This window comes from Rathayibacter sp. Leaf296, assembly GCF_001423045.1.
In the GTDB taxonomy this organism is placed as follows: Bacteria; Actinomycetota; Actinomycetes; order Actinomycetales; family Microbacteriaceae; genus Rathayibacter; species Rathayibacter caricis.
Genome location: NZ_LMNR01000001.1, coordinates 380035 through 398760, shown reverse-complemented (window position 1 = coordinate 398760; position 18726 = coordinate 380035). Strand labels below are relative to the sequence as shown.

Below are 18726 nucleotides of genomic sequence, written 5' to 3'. Positions count from 1 at the left end.
GCTGCTGCTGCTGCTGCTCGTGAGAGTGCAGGTGTCGTGCCTGCGGCAGTCGCTCCTGCTGCGATCGTCGCTCCTGCTGTGATCGTCACTCCTTCTGCGTCGGCTCCGGCCGCGGCTCGCGTCGTCGCTCCCGCCCGCCCTGCGACCCCTCCGCGCTCCTCCGCCCGCCCCGCCGCGTCGAGCACCCCCTCGCTCAGCCGCCGCGCGCTCGGATTCGCCACCTTCTCGATCGTCGGCGGACTCGTCGCGACCACCGCGATCCCCGCGTACGGCGCCCGCGGCACCACCGCCGCCTCGGGCGGAGCCGGCACCGCCGCGAACCGCGCGGGCCTGCAGAACCTCACCGTCTCCTCCGAGACCGCCGGGCAGACCGCGGTGCGCGACGCCTTCGCCGCGCCGACGCAGGCGCAGCTCGACGAGGCGAGCCGCCAGGCGGCCGTGCTCTCGGGCTCGAACGGCGGGGAGTTCACGACCGTGCAGACGCGCGCCGTGGGCGACGACTACCCGTGGCCCTACGAGACCATCGACGACGACGGCGGTGGACTCTCGCCCCTGGGCTACTACTACCGCGAGTGCGTCGACTTCGTGGCGTGGCGCCTCAACCGCGACGCCGGCGCGACCGCGTCGCCGTGGAAGTACACCTGGGGGAACATCACCCCGATGGGCGGCAGCGCGTGGGAGTGGCCCGACAACTGGGCCGCCAAGGGCTGGGCGACGAGCAGCGTGCCGATCGTCGGCTGCGTCGCGTGGTGGACCTACAACCACGTCTCGTACGTGCAGAAGGTGAACGACGACGGCACCGTGCTCCTCGAGGAGTACAACTACGGCGGCAAGCACAGCTACGTGACCCGCACCTTCCCGACGGCGCAGGTGCCCCTCTTCCTGTACCCGCCGGCGCTGTAGCGCGGGCGGGATTCCGCGCGGTCGAGCATGGGGAGTGGTGCCCATCGACCCGCGTTCGGGGCGTCCCTACAGTGAGCGGCACGCGGCGCCTTCGAGGCGGCCGCGGCGCCCGGAACCACTCCTCACTGCCGAGAAAGGCGACCGATGTCGTCCCACGCCGCTCCCCGTCCACTCGTCCGCCCGCTGCTCGCCCTGCTCGTGCTGCTGCTCCTGCTCGCGACGCTCCTCGCCGCGCCACCGGCGCGGGCGGCGGAGGTGCTGGAGGTGGAGCCGAACAACTCGACGGCCCGGGCGCAACCGCTGCAATTGGGAGATTCAGTCTCAGGTATCTTCGGGCCGAGGGGCGATTGTGACAACAACTTCTACGACTGCGACATCTACAAGTTCACCGCACCGAGCGCAGGACGGCTGACAATCGATCTGCGATTCTCCGGGTCGCTCGGCACCGAAGCCAGCCTCGGCCTCTCTGTTTTCGCCTCCGACGGCACCTCCCTCTACCGCCAAGACATCTCGTCCGCTGACTACGACGGCAGCGCGCTCCGTGGACTCGCGATGTATGTGGATGCAGGCGTGTTCTACGTCGCACTCACGACCAGGACAAGTGGTTTCAGCAGCGGATACATCTGGTCGAACCAGCCTTACTCGCTTTCAGCAGCCGTCGCTTCCGGCGTCGTGGAGACGGAACGGAACAACTCCACCGCAAACGCCGACCCCATCGGTCTTGGAACGACTGTGGCCGGCTCCAGCTTCAACGGAGACTGCGACAACAACTTCTATGACTGTGACTTCTACAAGCTCACAATGCCGCAGCAGTCGAGGCTCAGCGCGGACTTCCGCTTCTCGTGCGATCTCGGAACGAACGAGATCTACATCTTCGCTACCTACGACAACGCAGGGAACCGCCTGACCCGCTCCGACATCCGCGGCTCGGACTGCGACGGAGCGAATCTTCGAAGTGTCCAGATCGCCGCGCCTGCGGGGAACGTGTATTTCCTCATTCAATCCCGGGGGGGAACGATCACCCGCGGCCAGGAGTACAAGCTCACCGTCACCCGCACCGACATCCCCACTCCCGACGTCGAGGTGAAGCGCCTCTCGGGCAGCGACCGGCAGGGCACGGCCGTCGAGATCTCGAAGGCGACCTTCGCGCCCGGCGTCCCCGTGACCTACATCGCGACCGGAGCGAAGTTCCCGGATGCGCTGGCCGCCGCGCCCGCCGCGGCGACCCAGAGAGGACCCCTCCTGCTCGTCGACCGCGACAGCATGAGCCCGAGCGTGAAGCAGGAGCTGGCCCGGTTGCAGCCGCAGCGGATCGTGGTCGTCGGCTCCGCACTCAGCGTCGGCGACGCGCTCTACGCCGAGCTCGCCCGCTACGCCGGCTCGATCGAGCGGATCGGCGGCGTCGACCGCTACGACACGGCCGAGAAGATCGTGCGGTCGGCGTTCCCCTCCGGCGCCTCGACGGCGTGGATCGCGACCGGCGAGAAGTTCCCGGACGCCCTCGGCGCCAGCGCGGCCGCCGGCGCGGTCGACGCTCCCGTGCTGCTCGTCAACGGCGGGGCGACCTCGGCCGACCCGCGCACGAAGGGGCTGCTGACCGACCTCGGCGCCGGCTCCGTCACGATCGCGGGCAGCGCCCTCTCGGTCAGCGCGGGCATCGAGAGCTCGCTACCGGTGCCGGCGACGCGCATCGGCGGCTCCGACCGCTACGACACCTCCGAGCAGCTCAACCGCGCGGCGTTCCCCTCGGCGAGCACGGTGTACTTCGCCACCGGGGAGAACTTCCCCGACGCCCTCGCGGGGGCCACGGCGGCCGGCTTCACGAGCAGCCCGCTCTTCGCGGTGCGGCCCGACTGCGTTCCGCCGAAGGTGCTCCAGGACGTGACCGCGCTCGGCGCCGATACCGTGATCCTGCTCGGCAGCACCGGGACCCTCTCGGACCGGGTCGCGCGACTCGTGTCCTGCTGAGTCCGGTCCCGTCCGCGGGAGGCCGCTCCGGTCCGCCGTCGTCGGCGTTCCGGAGCGGCCTCTCGCTGTCAGGGCAGCAGGGTCAGGAGGGTGTCGAAGGCGGGGGTGCGCGGGTCGACGAGATCGAAGTGGTCGGTACCGGCGAGCTCGATCAGGCGCGCTCGCGGGTGCCGAGCGGCGTAGGCCCGACCGAGGGCCGGCGGCACATCGGAGTCGTCCGTGCCGTGCATGAGGGTGACGGGCATCGGAGGCGCCGGCAGCTGCAGCGGATCAGCGGGGGCGAGCGGATGGTCACCGAGCAGCTCCAGCACGGCGTCGTCGCTGAGGTGGAGATCGGCGGCGGCGCGCAGGTCGGCGACTCCGGCGAGCGCCACGACCGCCCCGATGTGCGGCGACGGATGCGCGGCCTGCGACCACAGAGCGAGGTGCCCGCCCGCGGAGTGGCCGACGAGCGTCGTCCGCGGCGCCGCGCCCACGAGAGCGGGCAGGGCTGCGACGAGCGCGACGACATCGGCTCCCGTCCCCGGCCAGCCGCCTCCGGGATCGCCGACCCGGCGGTACTCGGGCAGCAGCACGTCGTACCCGCGGTCGGCGAGCGCCGCGGCGAGCGGACGGAGATGGGTGCGATCCCAGCGGGCGCGCCAGAACCCGCCGTGCACGAGCACGACGGGTCCGCGGCCGGGTGGCCGCGCGGCGTACCGGTCCGCGATCTGCTGCGGAGCCGCTCCGTAGCGCAGGACCGCGTCGGGCTCGCGCGCCACGAGGTCGAGGAGGTCGGTCACGCCGGCACTCCCGGCGGCCGGGCTCCCGGTGTCGCGCCTCTCGATACGCGCCTGCGGCGCTGCTCGACCAGCACGGGAAGGCGTCAGCTCTCGAACCAGCCGCGGGGGTGGTGGTCGGCGGTGAGCGGGGTGCGCTCGCGGGTCGGGCGGGCCCAGCGCACGGCGTTCGCGAGCACGCGCTTGATGTCGGGGTGGTGGTAGACGGGGTAGTCCTGGTCGCCGGGCGAGAAGTAGAACACCTTCCCGAGGCCGCGCGTGTAGGTGACTCCCGAGCGGAACACCTCGCCGCCGGTGAACGTCGAGAGGAACACCGTCTCCTCCGGCACCGGGATGTCGAAGTACTCGCCGTACATCTCCTGCTGCGGGATCACGATCGGGCTCGGAACACCCTGCGCGATCGGATGCGTCGGAGCGATCGTCCACACCAGCTCGCGGTCCTGATCGTTGCGCCACTTCAGCGAGCACGTCGTGCCCATCAGCGCCTGGAAGATCTTGGAGTAGTGGCCGGAGTGCAGCACCAGGATGCCCATCCCCTCCTGCACGTGCCGCAGCACCCGCTGCACCACCTCGTCCGACACCTCGCCGTGCGCGATGTGGCCCCACCACAGGAGCACGTCGGTGCGCGCCAGCGCCTCCTCGGTGAGACCGTGCTCGGGCTCGGGGAGCGTCGCGGTGCGCACCGCGACGCCGTCGCCGAGCGAGTCGGCGAGACCGTCGGCGATGACCCGGTGGATGCCCTCCGGGTAGTGCTTCATCACCGTCTCGTCGCCGCGGGTCTCGTGACGGAACTCGTTCCAGACGAGGACCTCGACGGGTCCGGCCGGGGTGCTCGCGGGGGTCGTGTCGAGGGCGCTCATGCGACCGCCACCTCCTTCTTCTCGGCTGCGGAGCGGTAGATCGCGTCGATCACGCGGCTGCGGTGCAGCGCGTACTCGCCGTAGTGACCGGAGTAGCGGGGACCGCCCGCGGGCGCGTCGGCTCCCGAGGCGATCGCCTCGAGGAACTCGGCGATGACCGAGCGGTGGTGGCCCGACGGCACCGGGATGGTCGGGCGCGAGGTGGTGGGGGCGCCGGCGACCTCGGAGTAGAGGGTCACGGTTCCCTCCGTTGCGTAGTCGGCGACGTGCAGGCGGGCGCCGCCCGCAGAGCCGAGGAGCTCGACCTCGATGTCCTCGTCGACCTTGGAGTAGCTGGCCCAGGAGGCGTCGAGTTGGAGGCTGCGCCCGTTGTCCAGGCGCAGGAGCGCGCTCGAGAAGTCCTCCACCTCGAACGCGTGCGTGCCGCTCGCGGCGACTCCGTAGGGGCGTCCGCCGCGTCCGGAGCGCCCGATCTCGCCGTAGGCGACGGCCGAGACGCTGGTGACGCGCGGCTCGTCGAGCAGGTGCAGCGCGATGTCGAGGACGTGCGAGCCGAGATCGATCAGCGGACCGCCTCCGGCCAGCGCCTTGCTGGTGAACCAGGAGCCGATGCCGGGGATGCCGGTGCGCCGCTGCCAGCTCGCGCGGGCGTGGTAGACGTCGCCGAGCGGAGCGTCGTCGAGGTAGCGGCGGAGGTAGGCCACGTCGGCGCGGCGGCGGTGGTTGTAGGCGATCTCGAGCACGCGGTCGGCGGCGCGGGCGGCCTCGACCATCTCGGCGGCGAGGTCGGCGGTGGTCGCGAGCGGCTTCTCGCAGAAGACGTGCTTGCCGGTCGCCAGCGCGGCGACGGCGATGGGGTGGTGCAGGTGGTTGGGCACGCCGATCGAGACGACGTCGAGGTCGTCGCGCGCGACGAGGTCCTCCCAGTCGGAGTAGAGGTCGGGGACGTCGCGGGTCGCGCCGAGTTCGCGCAGGCGCGCCTCCTCCTGACCGGCGAGGGCGACGACGCGCGCGCCGGGGAGGGCCTGGAAGGCGTCGAGGTGGGTGGTGCCGGCGAAGCCGAGGCCGACGACGCCGACCCGGAGCTCGGAGGTGTTCTCAGTCATGCTCGAAGCCTAGTCGAATTGATTCGAGTGCTGGATAAACTCTGGGTGCACGGCGTGGTGGACGGCCCGCCGCTCGAGGTCGGCCGGGTGGACACGAAGCGGGGCCTGCAGGGCGCACAGGGCCCGGATCGCGACGACTCGGGCGCGCTCGCGGTGCCGACTCGGCGGTGAACGGGCTCCGGCGGTGGGGTGGGGCCCGGTTCGCGTCCACTCGCGAGGGGCCGTGCGCCCCTCGCTGCTCGAAGAGCGCGCGTATCGAGATCCGCCGGCGCTGGAAAACTGTCTCGAGAGGCGGCCTCCGAGGGTGGGGCGGGCGCTGGCAGCATGGGGGCATGAGTGCACGGCGGCAGCCCGGGATCGACGACGACGAGGTCCTGCGGCGGCTGCCGAAGACGGAGCTGCACTGCCACTTCGCGTCGACGATGAGCGCCGCGCATCTGGTCGCCTCCGCGGACCGCTACGGGGTGGAGCTGCGGTCCACCGACCCGGCGACGCTGTTCGACTTCGCCGACCTGCAGGAGTTCCTCGTCGCGTTCCGGGCCGCGCACCGGGTGCTGCGGACGCCCGCCGACCTCGCGACCGTCGCCTACGACGGGGTGCGCGCGGCGGCGGCCCAGGGGCTGCGCTACCGCGAGTACGCGATCAACCCGCAGTACTTCGCCGACTCGACCTACCTCGGCTGGAGCGGGCTCGGGTACGCCGACGTGCTCGATCCGATCCTCGACGGACTGCGCGCCGCGGAGGGCGACCTCGGCGTGGGGTTCCGGATCGTCGTGGCCGTGAACCGCAGGGAGTGCGCGGGCAGCGCCGTCGAGCTGGTCGAGACGATCCGTCGGCACCCGCGGGAGGAGGTCGTCGCCCTAGGCATGGACGATCTGACGCCCGAGGGCGCGGAGGATCCCGGCCGGTTCCGCGAGGCGTTCGCGCTCGCGCGCCGGTCGGGACTCGCGCTGACCGCCCACGTCGGCGAGACGGACCGGTCCGAGAACGACTCCGTGCGGATCGCGCTGGACGTGCTGCAGGTCGACAGGATCGACCACGGATACCGGATCCTCGACGATCCGGATCTGGTCGCGAGAGCCCGGGATTCCGGCATCGGATTCACGACCACACCGATCTCGACGACGATCTGCTCGGGATGGGCGCTCGAGCCGCAGCACCGGATCGCGCAGATGGTACGGGCCGGGCTGCGCGTCACGGTGTCGACGGACGACGCCGTGTTCTTCCGCACCGACATCGGCCGCGAGTACCGGGAGGCGCTGCCCGCGCTGGGGCTCGGGATCGACGACGCCTGCACGATCGCACGGAACGGGGTGGAGGCCGCGTTCTGTCCGCCGGAGCAGAAGGCGCGGCTGCGGGAGGAGTTCGATGCGGTGATCGCGGGGCTGCTGGGCGAGCGCTCGCTGATCGAGTAGGCCGCGGAGCACGGTGTATCGAGATCCGCGTCAGTCGGGGGAAGAAGACGGCGGCCGCGTGGTCGGTGGACGTGGGTCTCGATACGCCCCTGCGGGGCTACTCGACCAGCGGAGGTGGCGGCAGGCGCGCCAGCAGGTCGGCGTGGGCGCGCACGCGCACCGCGTCCACGCCGGCGTCGTCGTCGAGCGAGATCAGCAGGATCTCGAGTCCCCGCCAGAACGCGACGATCTCGCGGGCCAGCACGGGCACCTCCTCCGGCGGCACGCCCGACTCGGCGAGCGCCCGGCGCAGCTCCGGCTGCAGGAACTCGTCGAAGCGGCCGCGCGTCGCCCGCCACTCCTCGGCCTGCTCGAACGCCGCGAGACCGAAGACCTGGAAGAACAGCCGCAGATACGGCCGGTTGCCCGCCGAGGCGAGCGCCTCCCAGGAGCGGTCGAGCCGCTCGCCGAGCGGGCGGCCGGGCACCAGCAGCTCGTCGGCCGCGCGCTGCATGTCGGGGAACCGCACGGCGGCGGCGATGAGCGCCTCCGACAGCAGCTCGGCGCGGGAGCCGAAGTAGTACAGCAGCATGCGGTTGTTGGAGTCGGCCGCGCGGGCCAGAGCGCGCAGCGACACGGTCGCCACGCCGTGCTCGAGGATGTGGTCGACGACGCTCTCGAGCAGCAGCGATCGCCTCGTCGGAGCGGTGGTCATCGCGTCGCTCCCCTCGGCCGGACCCGCGTCAGCGTAGCGGCACCCTGCCGCGTCCCACGAGCCGTGGTGTATCCATGGGCGGGAGCACGGTGCACGGGCACCGCGCCGCACCGGAGGGGGACGCGATGGCACCGCCGCGCAGGAAGGCCACGCTGCTGGCCGTCGCCGAGCACGCCGGGGTGTCGTTGAAGACCGCGTCGAACGTCGTCAACGGCACTGGACGGATGGCCGACGAGACCCGTCAGCGCGTGCGGGCGGCGGTGGACGAGCTGGGCTACACCGTGAACGTCGCCGCGAGGAACCTGACCCGCGGGCGCACCGACTCCGTCACGCTGGCGGTGCCCACCCTGAGGGCCGCCTACCTGGCCGAGCTCGCCGAGGTCGTGGTCGACACCGCGCGCCGGAGGGACCTCGTCGTCTACGTGACGACGTATCCGGACGAGGGCCGCACCGGCTCGCGCCGGCTGCTGCAGCAGTTCAACTCGCAGCTCACCGACGGCCTGCTGCTCTCGCTGTCCGAGCACGAGACGCTCGACCGCGAGGCGCTGGACGTGCCGTATCCGCTCGTCTGCCTCGGCTCGCGGAACACCTACGGGCTGACCGATCGGGTGACCACCGACGACGTCGACGACGCCCGCACCGCCACCGCGCACCTGCTCGAGCGCGGCAGCACGTCGATCGCGGTGGTGGGCGCGCACGTGCCGTTCGACGCCGAGCGCATCGGCGCCGCGCGCGAGGGGAACGCCGAGCTGCGCCTGCGCGGGGTGCTCGAGGAGGTGACCGCGTGGGGCGGCACCCTCGATCCGCGACTGGTCGGAGTGACCGGCTACGACTGGACGATCGGCTCGGGGTTCCGGGTCGCCCGCGATCTCATCGAGACCGGCCCGCCGTTCGACGGCCTCGTCTGCCTCAACGACGGCCTGGCGATCGGAGCGGTGTCGGCGCTGCGCGAGGGGGGCCTGCGCCTCCCCGAGGACGTCCAGGTCATCGGCTTCGACGACGTCGAGGAGTCCGCGTACCTGAATCCGCCGCTCACCACGATGGACTCGCGGATCGACTGGATCGCGGAGACCGCGCTCGACAAGCTGATCGCCCGGATCGACCGCGCGGCGGGCGCGCCGACCACCGAGTTCGCACGCTCGAAGGTGATCGAGCGGGGGACGACGAGGACTGTCGGAAAACGCTTCTTGCGGTCGGAGCCGTCCTCGGTCTAGATTCGCCCCCGTGGTACAGCGCTGTACCACGTAGGACCTGCGACGACGGAGGACTCCCTTGACGCGATCGATCCCACGATCGACCACCCGCCCGGCCACCCGGCCCGCGACCCGACGGCTCACCGCCCTCGTCGCGGCGCTGCTCGCCGGACTGCTCGTGCTCACCGGCCAGACCGCCGTGTCGAGCGCCGAAGCCGCCGAGGTGCAGACCTCCACGGTCGCCTTCACCGACACGACGACCGTCCGCGGCACGCCGCTGAAGACCTTCTACGAGGGCGCGTGGTCGAAGAACAGCACCCACACCTGGGCGACCGGCGGAGCCGCGTTCGAGATCGCGTTCACCGGCGAGACCGTCGCCCTCTCGGGCCGGAAGGCCACCACCAACGGCACGGCCGACGTGTTCGTCGACGGAGTGAAGGTCGGCTCGGCCGACTACCGCGGCGCCCGGTCGACCACCACGGTCCCGATCTTCAGCCACACGGGCCTCCAGCCGGGCGAGCACGTCCTGCGCGTGGTCACCGTGGGCTTCATCAACCACGCCTCGGCCGAGTTCACCGCCACGACTCAGGTTGACGAGCGGGCGCGCCTCACGGAAGCACTCGACCGGCTGAGCGCCTCGTCCGCCGACGACTTCACCGCGTCCTCCTGGACCGCCTTCTCGGCCGAGCTCGCGGCCGCCACCGCGGTCCGCGACTCCGTCGCCGCCACGGACGCCGAGCTGATCGCCGCCCGCGCCGACCTCGAGCAGGCCGAGACCGCCCTGGTGCGCGTCTCGGGGCTGCGCGAGATCCTCGAGCAGTACCGCACCCGCGTCCCCTCCGCCTACACGGCCGAGTCGTGGGCGCCCTTCGCCGCCGCGACCGTGACGGCCGGCGACGTCCTGGAGGACCCGGCCGCGAGCGCCTCCGCCGTGGTCGCCGCCAAGAACGGCCTGCAGACGACGGCCGCCGCGCTCGATCCGCTGTCGGACGGCGACCTGCAGACCATTCAGAACAACCGCTTCTGGCTCGACACCGCGGGCGACCCGATCTTCTCGCAGGGCGGCGGCATCTTCCGCTTCGGCGACCGCTACTACTGGTACGGCGTCGAGTACACCGGCTCGCAGCAGTACTACGACTCCCCCACCCGCACCTACACGCGGGCCGGCGAGGTCGACTTCGTGGCCGTCACGGCGTACTCCTCCGAGGACCTCGTGAACTGGACGTTCGAGAACGACGTCGCCACGAAGGACACCCCGCTCCACATCCCGACGTCGAAGGACGTCACGGGCTCCTACTTCTCGGACATGGAGACGCTCGCCGACGCCGTCTGGATCGGGCGCCTCGGAGTCGCGTACAACGAGAACACGGGACGCTACGTGCTGCTCACCCAGTTCGAGAGCCCGGACCCCGCCCGGATCACCAACGCCGGTGTGCTGTTCCTCAGCGGCGACTCCCCCGTCGACGACTTCGAGTACGCGAACCTGCAGACCCACATCCCGGGCGTCTACAACAACCCGAACAAGCCCGGCTGGAACCAGGGCACCGGCGACCAGACCGTCTTCACCGACGACGACGGCTCGGACTACCTCGTCTTCTCGTACCGCGACGGCCGCAGCCGCACCTACGTCGGCAAGATCACCGACAGCGACTCGCTCTCGGTCGAGACCGCCGTCGAGGTGTACCGCGGCGCGGGCCGCGAGGGCAACGCGATGTTCAAGCTCGACGGCCAGTACTACGTCGCGAGCTCGGACCTGCACGGCTGGAACACCTCGCAGACCTACCTCGTGCGCTCGCTCGAGGGACGGATCCAGGGCCCCTACTCGAGCATGTACGTGCTTCCGGGCACCGAGAAGGACTACAGCCACGTCACGCAGAGCGGCTTCTTCCTCACCGTGCAGGGCACCGAGCAGGACACCGTGATCTACGCCGGCGACCGCTGGGCCGACTTCGCCTGGAACGGCCTCGGCTACAACCAGTGGGTGCCTCTCTCCGGCACCGGCGCCGACGTGTCGTTCAACTCGCTCAGCGAGTGGGACCTGAACGCCGGCACCGGCGCGTGGGAGGTGGGCGAAGGCAACAACTGGATCCTCAACCCCGACTTCGCCGCCGACCGCATCGCCGTGACGACCGTGACCGGATGGACGCAGGTCACCGACCCCTCCTCCGCCACCACCGCCTTCGTGCAGAACACCTCGCCGGGTGCCGACGGCTCCCGCTTCGCCCTCCGGCTCGGTGCGGCCGAGGCCTTCTCGGGCGGCGTGCAGCAGGAGGAGGAGGTGCCCGCGGGCGTCTACTCGCTGGCACTGAAGGCGAGCAACCCGGGCGGCCTCACCGCCGCGCAGGTGTCCGTCATCGGCGCCGACGGCGTGACGCACACGACCGCGATCCCCGTGACCGCCGGATGGGCGGACGTCGCGTCCGAGCAGTTCGTCCTGCCGGCCGGCACCGTCCGCGTCGCGATCACCGCGACCGGCACGGGCGGGCAGTCGGTGAGCGTGGACGCGCTGTCGCTGCGGAGGCAGAGCGTCGACACGGCGCCGCTGCAGGCCCTCGTCGACGCGACGGCCGGCCTCGTGCCCGCCGACTCCACGGCCGGCAGCTGGGCTCCGTTCGCCGAGGCCCGGTCGGCGGCGACCACCGTACTCGCCGGTCCGGCGACGCAGGCGGCCGTCGACGCCGCCCGCACCGCGCTGGAGTCGGCCCGCGCCGCGCTCGTCCCCGCCGTCCGCTCGATCGTCATCGCTCCGGCGACGGTGCTCGTGCCGGTCGGAGCGGCGTTCGATCCCGCGTCGATCACGGTCACCGCGACCCTCGCCGACGGCAGCTCCCGCGCCCTCACCGCGGGCGAGTACCGGGTCACCGGGTTCGTGACGACGACGGCGGGCGTGCGCACCGCGACCGTCGCGGTCCTCCCGGCACTCCTCGCCGAGGGGGCGACCGTCGAGGCCCGCCTCACCGTCTCGGTGCTGCCGGCCTGGAACGCGAAGGCCGTCTACCAGAAGGGTGCGGCGGTGCTCTACGCCGGATCCGAGTGGCGCGCCTCGTGGTACTCGAGCAACCAGAAGCCGGGCGACGTCAACGGACCGTGGCAGCAGATCCTGACCGCGCCCGACGGCACCGCGATCTGGACCGCCTCGCGCATCTTCGACACCGGCGACGTCGTCGTCCACCAGGGCCAGCGCTTCCGCGCCAAGTGGTGGACCCGCAACCAGGCCCCCGGCGACCCGTACGGCCCCTGGCAGCCCCTGCGCTGACCTCCCTCCGCTCGCACTCGGACCCCCGAGTGCGCCCCCGGCCGACCCCGGAGGAGCGGATCCGATCACGATCCGCCCCTCCGGGAACGCCGCGGAAACCCTCCAGCACCCGACACAGCACCTGCCATCACAGACAAGGAACAGACACCGTGCGAACTCTCTCCAAGAAGGTCACGACCGCCGTGGCCGTCGCCCTCCCCCTCGCCCTCGCCCTGACCGCCTGCTCCGGCGGAGGCTCGTCCTCCGGCGGCGATGGCGGAGGCGACGGGGACAACACCCTGACCGTCTGGGCCTGGGACCCGGCGTTCAACATCGCCGCCCTCGAGGAGGCCGAGAAGATCTACCAGAAGGACAACCCGGACTTCTCGCTCGACATCATCGAGACGCCGTGGGAGGACCTGCAGCCCAAGCTCACGACCCTCGCCCAGTCGCGTCAGTACGAGGAGCTGCCCGACATCTTCCTCATGCAGAACAACGCGTTCCAGAAGAACGCCCTCAACTACCCCGAGATCTTCAGCGAGATCTCGACCGACGCCGTCGACTTCTCGGAGTTCCCCGAGGCCGTCACCGCGTACTCCACCGTCGACGGCGTGAACTACGGCGTCCCGTTCGACTCCGGCACCGCGGTCACCGCGCTGCGCACCGACGTCCTCGAGGCGGCCGGCTACACGATCGACGACTTCACCGACATCACCTGGGACGACTTCCTCACCAAGGGCAAGGACGTCCTGGCGAAGACCGGCTCGCCGCTGCTGTCGGGCCAGGCGGGCTCCGCCGACATGATCATGATGATGCTGCAGAGCGCGGGAGCGAGCCTCTTCGACGACGAGGGCATGCCCACGATCAGCGACAACGACGCGCTGCTCAGCGCCATCGACACCTACAAGCAGCTCGTCGAGTCCGGCGTCTTCGTCGAGGTCAACTCGTGGGACGAGTACCTCGGCACCTTCGTGAACGGCTCCGTCGGCGGCACCATCAACGGCATCTGGATCGTCGGCTCCATCCAGGCGGCCGAGGACCAGGCCGGCAAGTGGCAGGTCACCAACGTGCCCGCCCTCGACAGCGTCGACGGCGCGACCAACTACACCGCGAACGGCGGATCGTCGTGGACGATCAGCTCGAACGCCGACGTCGACCTCGCCACCGACTTCCTCGCGTCGACCTTCGCCGGCTCGACCGAGCTGTACGACACGATCCTCCCCGCCACCGGAGCGGTCGCCAACTGGCTGCCCGCCGCGTCGTCGCCCGCCTACGAGCAGCCCAGCGAGTACTTCGGCGGACAGCCGATCTTCTCGGAGGTCGCCCAGTTCGGCGCCGAGGTGCCCAGCAACAACACCGGCGCGTACTACTACGAGGGCCGCGACTCCGTCAGCGCTGCGATCACGCAGATCATCGGAGGCGCCGACCCGGCCAAGGCGCTCGAGGAGGCGCAGGCGAACGTCGAGTTCGCGATGAGCTAGACGGCTCTCGACCGGGCCGGGGCAGACGCCCCGGCCCGGTCCCCTCTCTTCCTCCTCCTGCAGATTGCGAGCACCCCGTGACGACCTCCGCGCCACCGCGCACCCGACCCCGCACTCCTCCGCAGAGGCAGCGCGACTCCCACCGACCCGTGAGGATGACCGGCGAGCGCCGCCGCAGCCTCACCGGCTGGGCCTTCCTCCTGCCCGCCTCGCTGCTGATCCTGCTGGTCAGCTTCCTGCCGATGGCGCAGGCGTTCCTGCTCTCGCTGCAGACCGGACGCGGCGCGAACCTCTCGTTCGCGCAGCCCTTCTGGCTCAACTACGAGCGGCTGCTGCAGGACGAGATCTTCCGCCTGACGCTGCAGAACACCTTCATCTACCTGCTCATCCAGGTGCCGGTGATGCTCATCATGGCGCTGGTGCTCGCCAACCTGCTCAACGACCGCACGCTGAAGTACAAGACCTTCTGGCGCACCGCGATCTTCCTGCCCTGCGCCGTCTCGCTCGTCGCCTACTCGCTGGTGTTCCGCACGATCTTCGCGAACGACGGCTTCGTCAACGACCTGCTGCTGGGCATCGGCCTGATCGACAGCCCGGTCAACTGGCTCGGCAACCCCGACACCGCGCGCTTCGTCATCATCCTCGGACTGCTCTGGCGCTGGACCGGCTACAACATGGTCTTCTACCTGGCGGCCCTGCAGAACGTCGACTACTCGAGCATCGAGGCGGCGAAGATGGACGGCGCGAGCTCGCTGCAGACCTTCTTCCACGTCACGATCCCGCAGCTGAAGCCGATCATCCTGCTCACCGCGATCATGTCGACGAACGGCACCCTGCAGCTCTTCGACGAGTCGTGGGCGCTGACCCGGGGCGGACCGGCGTACACGACCATGTCGATGTCGCACTACCTCTACGAGGTCTCGTTCCTCAAGAACCCGAACTTCGGCTACGCGTCGGCGCTGTCGTACGTGATCCTCATCCTCGTCGCGGTCCTCGCGTTCGCCCAGCTGAAAGTCGGTGACAAGCGTGACTGACCCCACCCGCACCCTCCCCGTGACGGATCCCGTCCTCTCGCTCCCCGAGACGGAGTCCTCCGGGCCCACGACCCCGGCCAAGCGCTCGGTCCCGGTGGCCTCGCGCCTGCGCGCGGTGCCGAAGTACGCGTTCCTGACGGTCTTCGCGGTCTTCTCGATCTTCCCGCTGTACTTCATGGCCGTCTCGGCGACCAACACCAGCCAGGACGTGCTCGACTCGCGGATGCTGCCCGGCACGCAGCTGTTCGAGAACTTCAGCAAGCTCTCGGGGCTGCAGGACGTCGGCGGCGCGATGTGGAACTCCGCCACCGTCGCCATCGGCACCACGATCCTCGCCCTGATCGTCTGCTCGATCGCCGGCTACGGCTTCGAGGTCTTCCACTCGCGGGGTAAGGACCTCGTGATGGCGATCCTCCTGATCGCGATCATGATCCCGTTCGCGGCGACCATGATCCCGCTGTTCCAGGTCTTCGCCGAGGTCGGGATGGTCAACTCGCTCGCCGCGGTGATCATCCCGGCGATCTCGACGCCGTTCCTGATCCTGCTGTTCCGCCAGGCCTCGCGCTCGTTCCCCTACGAGATCATCGAGGCCGCGCGGATCGACGGGGTGAGCGAGCTGGGCATCTTCGCGCGCATCTACCTGCCGTCGATGAAGTCGACCTACGCGGCCGCGGCCGTCATCACCTTCATGACCGCGTGGAACAACTTCCTCTGGCCCAAGGTGATCCTGGTCAACAACGACTTCCAGACCATGCCGATGCTGATCTCGAACCTCGCCGCGGGCTACGTCACCGACTACGGAGTGCTGATGCTGGCCGTGCTGCTGGCCTCGGTGCCGACGATGGTCGTCTTCATGATCCTGCAGCGCTCGTTCGCCGAGGGCATCACGGGAGCGATCAAGTGAGCCTCGCGCACGATCCGCGGCCGGCCGCAGCCGCCTCGCCGGGGTTCGACCCGTCGCGGCTGTCGGATCCGGGGTACTTCGCCGAGAACCGGCGCCCGGCCCACTCCGACCACCGCTGGTTCCGCTCGGTGGACGAGGCGGCGACCGGCGTCAGCTCGTTCGAGCAGTCGCTGAACGGGCGCTGGCGGATCCACTACTCGCCCGATCTCGCGGGCACGGTCCCCGGATTCGAGCAGCCCGGCTTCGACGCGGACGACTGGGACACGATCCCGGTCCCCGCGCACATCCAGCTGCACGGCTACGACCGCCCGCAGTACGTGAACACGCAGTACCCGTGGGACGGGCACGAGGACCTCGCCCCCGGGCAGGCTCCGCAGCGCTTCAACCCCGTGGCGTCGTACCGGACGGTGTTCACCCTCGACGCGCCGCCGGCGCCCGGCGAGCGGATCGCGCTCGACGTGCGCGGCGCCGAGAGCGCCATCGCGCTCTGGCTGAACGGGCGCTGGCTCGGCTTCTCGGCCGACAGCTTCTCGCCCGCCGAGTTCGACCTCACCGACCTGCTGGTCGAGGGCGAGAACGTGCTGGCCGCGCGGGTGGTCAAGTGGAGCGCCGGGTCGTGGCTCGAGGATCAGGACTTCTTCCGCTTCTCCGGGATCTTCCGCGACGTGGTGCTGCTGCGCCGCCCGCGGACGCACCTCGAGGACCTGCGCGTGACGACCGTCGTCGGCGACTCCTGGGCCGAGATCGCGGTGGAGCCGAGCCTCGACGGCGACGGCTCGGTGGTCGTCGAGCTCGAGGGCGTCGGAGTGCTGCGGCAGGGCGAGGACGGGCGGCACCGCCTCCGCCTCGCCGACCCGCGGCTGTGGAGCCCCGAGGACCCCCACCTGCACCGCCTGATCGTGCGCGTGCGCGACGCCGACGGCGTCGAGACGGAGGTGGTCCCCCAGTCGGTCGGCCTCCGCCGCTTCGGGATCGAGGACGGGGTGCTGCGGTTGAACGGCCGCCGCATCGTGTTCTTCGGAGTGAACCGCCACGAGTTCGGCGTCGACGGCCGCGTCGTCACGCGCGAGCAGACGGAGGAGGACCTGCGGATCCTCAAGCGCGCCGGCGTGAACGCGATCCGCACCAGCCACTACCCCAACAACTCCTACTTCTACGAGCTCGCCGACGAGTACGGGTTCCTGGTCATCGACGAGATGAACCTCGAGACGCACGGCGTGTGGGACCGGGTGCGCTTCCTGGACGCCCCGGTCGAGGACGCGGTGCCCGGCGACGACGTCCGCTGGGCCGCCGCACTGCACGACCGCGCGCGGAGCCTGGTCGAGCGCGACAAGAACCACCCGAGCGTGGTGATGTGGTCGCTCGGCAACGAGTCCTTCGGCGGCAGTGTGCTGCGCGACCTCTCGGACTGGTTCCGCGAGGTCGACGACCGGCCCGTGCACTACGAGGGCGTGCACTGGGACTCCCGCTACCCCGACACGACGGATGTGGTCAGCCAGATGTACACGCCGGCCGCCGAGGTCGAGGCGTACCTGCGCGAGCACCGCGACAAGCCGTTCATCCTGTGCGAGTACGCCCACGCGATGGGCAACTCCTTCGGCGCGGTCGACCGCTACCTCGATCTCGCCGCGCGGGAGCCGCTGTTCCAGGGCGGCTTCATCTGGGACTTCGCCGACCAGGCGATCGCGATGGTCGACCGGCACGGCGTGCCCTACTTCGGCTACGGCGGCGACAACGGCGAGGCCCCGCACGACGGCGACTTCAGCGGCAACGGGATCCTCTTCGCCGACCGCACGCCCACGCCGAAGCTGCAGGAGGTCGCGTTCCTCTACCAGCCGTTCCGGATCGACGTGTCGGAGGAGGGGATCGCGATCGAGAACCGGCTGCTGTCGACTCCGTCGTCGGCGTTCGACGTGGTCGTGACGCTGCGCCGCGAGGGCCGCGTTCTGGCGGAGCAGACGCTCGAGACCTCGGTCCAGCCCGGCGGGCGCGCGACCTTCGCGAGCCCGGTGCCGGTGCCCGAGCTGCCGGGCGAGTACACGCTCGACGTCGAGCTGCGGCAGGCGTCGTCGACCCGCTGGGCCGAGGCGGGGCACGTGGTGGCCCGCGGCCAGCGGGTGCTCGAGGTGGTCGGCCGACCGCACGTCGAGAGCCGACCCCGACCCGAGGTCGTCGAGGGCACCCACAACGTGGGCGTCCGCGGCGAGGGGTTCAGCGTGCTGTTCTCGCGCCTGCACGGCGGACTGCAGTCCTACCGCTGGGGCGGCGGGGCCGAGGGCGGGCGCGAGCTGCTCGACTCGATGCCGATGCCGTCGTTCTGGCACGCGCCCACCTCGAACGAGCGCGGCTGGGGCGGGCCGTTCGAGGACGGCCAGTGGCTGCTCGCGAGCCGGTACGCCCGGGCGGCGGGAGGGGCGCTGCGGACCGCGCGGGTCTCCTCCGACGACTCCGCCGTGACCGTGGGGTACACCTACGAGCTGCCGACCACCCCGCGGGCCTTCTGCGACGTCGACTACCGGGTGACCGGCGACGGGCGGATCGAGGTCACGGTGGCCATGGACGTGCCGGACGGCCTGCCCGACCTGCCCGAGTTCGGGATGCAGTGGACGACGAGCGCCGACGCGCACCGCCTCCGCTGGTACGGCGACGGACCCGACGAGTGCTACTCCGATCGCCGCCTCGGCGCGCGGCTGGACGTCTGGTCGAGCGACGTGGCGCGGGAGCTGACCCCCTACCTGAAGCCTCAGGAGGCGGGCAGTCGCACCGGTGTGCGCTGGGCCGAGGTGACCGGCGACGACGGCTGGGGCCTGCGTCTCGACTGCGACGGCGGGATGGAGTTCTCGGCGCTGCACTGGACGCCGTTCGAGATCGAGAACGCGCAGCACCCGAACGAGCTGCCGCCGGTGCAGCGGACCGTGCTGCGGCCGGCGCTGCGGCGTCGCGGGGTCGCGGGAGACGACTCCTGGGGGGCGCGGACGCATCCGGAGTACCTCGTGCGGCCGCGCGACGGCCGGCTGGTGTTCCGCTTCGGGGTCTCGGGAGTGTCCGGGAGCTGACGCGGGGCACTGCCTCCGCTACGGCGAACCGATTTGGTTCAGATCGCCGCCCGTCTTTCGGGGCGGGCGGCGATCGCCGCTCCTCGCCCCGCGACCGT

The 18726-nt window shown here is 71.0% G+C and carries 14 protein-coding genes; 10 read left to right on the top strand and 4 right to left on the bottom strand.

Annotation, left to right across the window (positions count from 1 at the left end; all coding sequences use genetic code 11):
• Positions 1 to 36: 36 nt before the first annotated feature.
• Positions 37 to 903 (top strand): CHAP domain-containing protein, encoded by an 867-nt coding sequence (locus ASF46_RS01655; RefSeq protein ID WP_157602144.1) that lies wholly within the window; start codon positions 37 to 39, stop codon positions 901 to 903.
• 144 nt (positions 904 to 1047) lie between these two features.
• Positions 1048 to 2871 carry a cell wall-binding repeat-containing protein gene (locus tag ASF46_RS01650; protein WP_082485128.1) on the top strand — a complete coding sequence of 608 codons (1824 nt, stop codon included), beginning with the start codon at positions 1048 to 1050 and terminating at the stop codon, positions 2869 to 2871.
• 68 nt (positions 2872 to 2939) lie between these two features.
• Here the strand turns inward: ASF46_RS01650 and ASF46_RS01645 are convergent, their stop codons facing one another.
• From ASF46_RS01645 to ASF46_RS01635, 3 genes are all read right to left on the bottom strand, one after another.
• Positions 2940 to 3653, bottom strand: a complete 714-nt coding sequence (locus ASF46_RS01645) for an alpha/beta hydrolase family protein (RefSeq protein WP_056866153.1) — start codon at positions 3651 to 3653, stop codon at positions 2940 to 2942.
• A gap of 83 nt (positions 3654 to 3736) precedes the next feature.
• Complete coding sequence (locus ASF46_RS01640) at positions 3737 to 4510, bottom strand: ThuA domain-containing protein (RefSeq protein ID WP_056866152.1); 774 nt, start codon at positions 4508 to 4510, stop codon at positions 3737 to 3739.
• The gene (locus ASF46_RS01635; RefSeq protein WP_056866151.1) at positions 4507 to 5616 is read right to left on the bottom strand and encodes a Gfo/Idh/MocA family protein; all 1110 of its coding nucleotides are present in this window, start codon (positions 5614 to 5616) and stop codon (positions 4507 to 4509) included. Before ASF46_RS01635 ends, ASF46_RS01640 begins: the two co-directional genes overlap by 4 nt.
• A gap of 27 nt (positions 5617 to 5643) precedes the next feature.
• Here ASF46_RS01635 and ASF46_RS19025 point away from each other — a divergent pair, with 27 nt between their 5' ends.
• Positions 5644 to 5787, top strand: coding sequence for a hypothetical protein (locus ASF46_RS19025; protein WP_157602142.1), 144 nt, complete (start codon positions 5644 to 5646; stop codon positions 5785 to 5787).
• A gap of 161 nt (positions 5788 to 5948) precedes the next feature.
• A complete protein-coding gene (add, locus tag ASF46_RS01630; protein WP_056866150.1) occupies positions 5949 to 7031 on the top strand; it encodes an adenosine deaminase in 1083 nt (360 codons plus the stop codon).
• Positions 7032 to 7128: 97 nt separating this feature from the next.
• On the opposite strand, the gene ASF46_RS01625 is transcribed toward add, so the two are convergent.
• Positions 7129 to 7725, bottom strand: a complete 597-nt coding sequence (locus tag ASF46_RS01625; RefSeq protein ID WP_056866149.1) for a TetR/AcrR family transcriptional regulator — start codon at positions 7723 to 7725, stop codon at positions 7129 to 7131.
• 125 nt (positions 7726 to 7850) lie between these two features.
• Here ASF46_RS01625 and ASF46_RS01620 point away from each other — a divergent pair, with 125 nt between their 5' ends.
• From ASF46_RS01620 to ASF46_RS01595, 6 genes are all read left to right on the top strand, one after another.
• Positions 7851 to 8939, top strand: a complete 1089-nt coding sequence (locus tag ASF46_RS01620; protein WP_056867391.1) for a LacI family DNA-binding transcriptional regulator — start codon at positions 7851 to 7853, stop codon at positions 8937 to 8939.
• A 58-nt stretch (positions 8940 to 8997) separates the two neighbouring features.
• Positions 8998 to 12174 (top strand): carbohydrate-binding protein, encoded by a 3177-nt coding sequence (locus ASF46_RS01615; RefSeq protein ID WP_056866148.1) that lies wholly within the window; start codon positions 8998 to 9000, stop codon positions 12172 to 12174.
• 149 nt (positions 12175 to 12323) lie between these two features.
• Positions 12324 to 13634 carry an extracellular solute-binding protein gene (locus ASF46_RS01610; RefSeq protein WP_056866147.1) on the top strand — a complete coding sequence of 437 codons (1311 nt, stop codon included), beginning with the start codon at positions 12324 to 12326 and terminating at the stop codon, positions 13632 to 13634.
• A gap of 155 nt (positions 13635 to 13789) precedes the next feature.
• Positions 13790 to 14668, top strand: coding sequence for a carbohydrate ABC transporter permease (locus ASF46_RS01605; RefSeq protein WP_056866146.1), 879 nt, complete (start codon positions 13790 to 13792; stop codon positions 14666 to 14668).
• Positions 14661 to 15572 (top strand): carbohydrate ABC transporter permease, encoded by a 912-nt coding sequence (locus ASF46_RS01600; RefSeq protein ID WP_235576826.1) that lies wholly within the window; start codon positions 14661 to 14663, stop codon positions 15570 to 15572. The genes ASF46_RS01605 and ASF46_RS01600 overlap by 8 nt, the downstream gene beginning before the upstream one ends.
• Positions 15569 to 18628, top strand: coding sequence for a glycoside hydrolase family 2 TIM barrel-domain containing protein (locus ASF46_RS01595; protein ID WP_082485126.1), 3060 nt, complete (start codon positions 15569 to 15571; stop codon positions 18626 to 18628). The genes ASF46_RS01600 and ASF46_RS01595 overlap by 4 nt, the downstream gene beginning before the upstream one ends.
• Positions 18629 to 18726 lie beyond the last annotated feature (98 nt).